Origin of the sequence: Endozoicomonas sp. ALB115 (assembly GCF_049310245.1) — a bacterium.
GTDB lineage: Bacteria > Pseudomonadota > Gammaproteobacteria > Pseudomonadales > Endozoicomonadaceae > Endozoicomonas.
The window spans coordinates 1-2,660 of record NZ_JBLYZG010000155.1 but is presented as its reverse complement, the minus strand read 5'-3'; the positions used below and the strand labels follow the sequence as shown (position 1 = coordinate 2,660).

Here is a 2,660-nt window from a genome sequence, read left to right as displayed (position 1 = left end):
GGGAGCTGGGGAGAATGATGCCAACTGCTTCACTCAAGTATCGTTTGCCTGAATATCAAACACTCGTGCATTAGAAACTTGAGAGTCGAGTTCAAGGTTCTGTTGTTGCTGGGTGTTTTTTGCGGCTTCCAGAACAATATTGTTTGCCTGAAGGGTAGTGTCGCCGGTGGCAACGGCACTGCTGCCCCGGAAGGTCAGGTTGTTTCCGGCCTGCAAATCCAGAGATTTGGCACTGAGGTTTGAGCCAATGGCCTGATCCTGATTCAGGGTATCCCGGGTGGTTACGGTGGTTTTTGAGAACATACCGTTGCTGCCGGTATGTTTGTGCGCTTCATCCACAAAGACGGTGGACCGGCCATCTTTGAAGGTGAGGTCATTGCCCGTCGTGATTGAAGCATTGCCGCTACCACTGGTGATATTGGCGGCAGTGGCGGTAAGGTCTCTGCCTGCTGTGATTTCTACATCGCTGGCAAATTATTGGGTGTCCTTGATTTTAGATGACAGATGAGCGTCTTCAGGGACTCAAGAATCACAGCCCTCCTGCGTCTCTACAATAGCTCTCTCGACAAAGAAACCAAGGTACACCACCGGCTCAGAAGACCCGGCGGTGGGCTATGGGTTCACCGAATTCTTACTAGCAAGGGGCTGTTGGCAACTCAGTCACTCATTGTGGGGAGTGGTAGTTTTCTTTCATAGTTTATATAGGATATGTATTTTTCATCTATTAAGTGGACAAAATAATTCAGGTTTTGATCTGAAAATCTAAAACCAGGTAAGGTCGCCTCCAAACCTGGTATCTTAATTGATGGTATATCCATATTAGGGTTGCCCAAATGGCGTGAGACGTCATCAATTGTAATGAGACCTTTTAAGGGATACTCAAAACTCGTATCGACAATGTCATAGTCATCGTAAGACACAAAATAAACGCGATAACCCGAGATTACACCACTACTATTTTCAGAATAAAAAAAACAACCATGCTCTTGCAACTTGATGAACTCATCTCCCTCGACTACGGAGTAATCAATAACAGGGAAAGCTAGCTTAAGCTGAGATAATGTTGACAATGTTGTCTGGCCAAGAAAACTGCTAAGGTCCATATTTAATGCCCATTCCTGCAAAGAGTTTCGAATTTAAGTCATGAACTTCTCTTTTTATGGTTCTAATTTTATCATCGCTCCAACCATTTTGCCGCCAAACTTTTTCCCAAGCATTTAGATCTGCTTGAGCTGCTTTGTATAAGTCTCGAGCATCATGTGTGATTTTATGGTCGGAATTTCTTCCGCCGAATGTTCGAGAAAAGCTTTGATGCTCGCATGTTTTCACAACAACACAGTTTGTGGTCTTACGTAGTGCTTTTAACTGAGTATCTGAAAGCTTGATCCCGGCGTTTTTTACGGCCTGTTTTATTGCTGCAAAGGAAGGAATGTGATCAGGAGTTAGCCCATCTTTTTCACTTCTTGGAGCAGCACTTCCATATGTATCAGTTTCACCTTCTATCACCGGTTGCTTTTTCTCAGCAGTGGGATTACTGCCACTTCGTTTTGCATTTGATCCTTTAAGCCCAGCTGCCAGCTTCTCAATATCCTTCCCATTGAAGCCCAGAACCAGATTCAGCGCAGCATCAATATCATCAATAGTAAAATCACCGTCAAGCAACTCCTGAGCGCTCTCAGCAATATCCAAGCCTTCTTCTTTGATCCACTCTTTGAGGTCTTTTCCAGATATCTTGCCTTGCTTCTTGAGTTTCTTGTAGGCTTTGGTGGATAGTTTAACGCCCGCAATTGCTATCTTTGCGAGAGAGTTGCTTTCAGTTTCAATTTGACTAGCCGCTGCTGCAACCGTTGCTTCTCCACCTGCTGCATCAGTCACCCCGGCAATAATACTGGTGACTAAATTCTTACGGTTCTCCTGTTCACTTGCGTCCAGTTTTGAGCCATCAACATCGTTGATACTATCCAGCAGGTTATTAACGACAACCGCCGCCGACGCCCCGGCAGCCCCACTGGAACAACTATTTCCCTGCGCCGAAGCACCGACACAGCCAACCACTGCATGAAGTGCAGCCCGAGCTTCTTCACTATCCAGCTCATCTGCAATGGCCTTAACCTTTTGCGCCCCCAACGATTGCAGATAATTCACCGCAACGGATTCAATCATCTGGCTGGCACTGCCAGTTACGTTACCGCTGGCTGCTGTCGTTAAAGCGGTGAGTACAGTACGTCCTGTGCCGCCCATCTCCCAGGTGGAACCCTGCTCAATACTGTCGGTCAGTGCCTGAATCCGTTCAGGGTTTTGCTGATCAAGGGGTTTCTTCAACTCAGCATCGAGCGCTTCTTTATCCTGTTCCAGCTGTGCAGCCTGTTGTTGAACAAAGGTATTGGCTTCCTGCACAAACGCCTGAGTAATCTCAAATCCGTTCTTGATTTCCTCTTCATCAAAAATCTTGTCCAGCCCGTTACTGTCGGTGCTGCTGTTCACATCCCGGTTGAGTTCAGCAACGGTTGTATCCGCATCTTTACCGGTGAGCTCCTGCTGTTTCTTTTCATCGGTAATAACAACGGCGCCACCGCTGATGCCGCTTTTCGTGGTACTGCTGTCGTCGTCTTTCGCGGCCAGCACACCGGGTGCCGAAACAGAGCCTTTGTTCTCTATTT

Annotated in this window: 3 protein-coding genes; all 3 read right to left on the bottom strand. The window is 46.9% G+C overall.

What is annotated here, in order from left to right; genetic code table 11:
* Positions 1 to 33: 33 nt before the first annotated feature.
* Entirely contained in the window at positions 34 to 339 is a 306-nt protein-coding gene (locus ACO6VE_RS24245; protein ID WP_422464044.1) for a hemagglutinin repeat-containing protein, read from the bottom strand.
* Positions 340 to 656: 317 nt separating this feature from the next.
* Entirely contained in the window at positions 657 to 1,103 is a 447-nt protein-coding gene (locus tag ACO6VE_RS24240; protein WP_422464043.1) for a hypothetical protein, read from the bottom strand.
* Positions 1,093 to 2,660: hypothetical protein (locus tag ACO6VE_RS24235; RefSeq protein WP_422464041.1), on the bottom strand; the 1,568-nt coding region annotated here is incomplete at its 5' end. The genes ACO6VE_RS24235 and ACO6VE_RS24240, both read right to left, overlap by 11 nt.